This window comes from Amycolatopsis sp. NPDC051372 (genome assembly GCF_040682095.1).
In the GTDB taxonomy this organism is placed as follows: domain Bacteria; phylum Actinomycetota; class Actinomycetes; order Mycobacteriales; family Pseudonocardiaceae; genus Amycolatopsis.
In genome coordinates this window covers 1-1,639 of the sequence record NZ_JBFBAF010000097.1, presented here as the reverse complement: position 1 = coordinate 1,639, position 1,639 = coordinate 1, and the positions used below count along the sequence as shown (strand labels likewise).

Annotated in this window: 2 rRNA genes; both read left to right on the top strand. The window is 57.2% G+C overall.

Going from position 1 to position 1,639, the window contains the following annotated elements:
* Positions 1–228 (top strand): 16S ribosomal RNA (locus AB0M56_RS50490); the annotation flags it as partial.
* 300 nt (positions 229–528) lie between these two features.
* Positions 529–1,639, top strand: a 23S ribosomal RNA gene (locus AB0M56_RS50485); the annotation flags it as partial.

Below are 1,639 nucleotides of genomic sequence, written 5' to 3'. Positions count from 1 at the left end.
ACTCGACCCCATGAAGTCGGAGTTGCTAGTAATCGCAGATCAGCATTGCTGCGGTGAATACGTTCCCGGGCCTTGTACACACCGCCCGTCACGTCACGAAAGTCGGTAACACCCGAAGCCGGTGGCCCAACCCCTTGTGGGAGGGAGCTGTCGAAGGTGGGACTGGCGATTGGGACGAAGTCGTAACAAGGTAGCCGTACCGGAAGGTGCGGCTGGATCACCTCCTTTCTAAGGAGCACTTCTTACCAGGCTTCGGTTTGGTCAGAGGCCACTACGTCGGCAAATGTTCGACGGTGGTTGCTCATGGGTGGAACGTTGACTATTCGGCACGGTTCTTCAGAGTTCATTAGTACTGCTTCGGCGTGGAACATGGATTCTGGTGGATCGGGTCGGGCACGTTGTTGGGTATCTGAGGGTACGGCCGTATGGTCGCCTTCAGTTGCCGGCCCCAGTGAACCTGTTCTTCGGAGCGGGGTGATGGGTGGCTGGTCGTTGTTTGAGAACTGCACAGTGGACGCGAGCATCTGTGGCCAAGTTTTTAAGGGCGCACGGTGGATGCCTTGGCACCAGGAACCGATGAAGGACGTGGGAGGCCACGATAGGCCCCGGGGAGCTGTCAACCGAGCTTTGATCCGGGGGTGTCCGAATGGGGAAACCCGGCAGTCGTCATGGGCTGTCACCCGCCTGAACACATAGGCAGTGTGGAGGGAACGAGGGGAAGTGAAACATCTCAGTACCCTCAGGAAGAGAAAACAACCGTGATTCCGGGAGTAGTGGCGAGCGAAACCGGATGAGGCCAAACCGTATGCGTGTGATACCCGGCAGGGGTTGCGCATGCGGGGTTGTGGGATCTCTCTTTCACGGTCTGCCGGCCGTGGGACGAGTCAGAAACCGTTGATGTAGGCGAAGGACATGCGAAAGGTCCGGCGTAGAGGGTAAGACCCCCGTAGCTGAAATCTGTACGGCTCGTTTGAGAGACACCCAAGTAGCACGGGGCCCGAGAAATCCCGTGTGAATCTGGCGGGACCACCCGCTAAGCCTAAATATTCCCTGGTGACCGATAGCGGATAGTACCGTGAGGGAATGGTGAAAAGTACCGCGGGAGCGGAGTGAAATAGTACCTGAAACCGTGTGCCTACAAGCCGTGGGAGCGTCGCATGCAAGCTTGCTTGTATGTCGTGACTGCGTGCCTTTTGAAGAATGAGCCTGCGAGTTTGCGGTGTGTTGCGAGGTTAACCCGTGTGGGGAAGCCGTAGCGAAAGCGAGTCCGAATAGGGCGTTTCAGTAGCACGCTCAAGACCCGAAGCGGAGTGATCTAGCCATGGGCAGGTTGAAGCGGAGGTAAGACTTCGTGGAGGACCGAACCCACCAGGGTTGAAAACCTGGGGGATGACCTGTGGTTAGGGGTGAAAGGCCAATCAAACTCCGTGATAGCTGGTTCTCCCCGAAATGCATTTAGGTGCAGCGTCGTGTGTTTCTTGCCGGAGGTAGAGCACTGGATAGGCGATGGGCCCTACCGGGTTACTGACCTTAGCCAAACTCCGAATGCCGGTAAGTGAGAGCACGGCAGTGAGACTGTGGGGGATAAGCTCCATGGTCGAGAGGGAAACAGCCCAGAGCATCGACTAAGGCCCCTAAG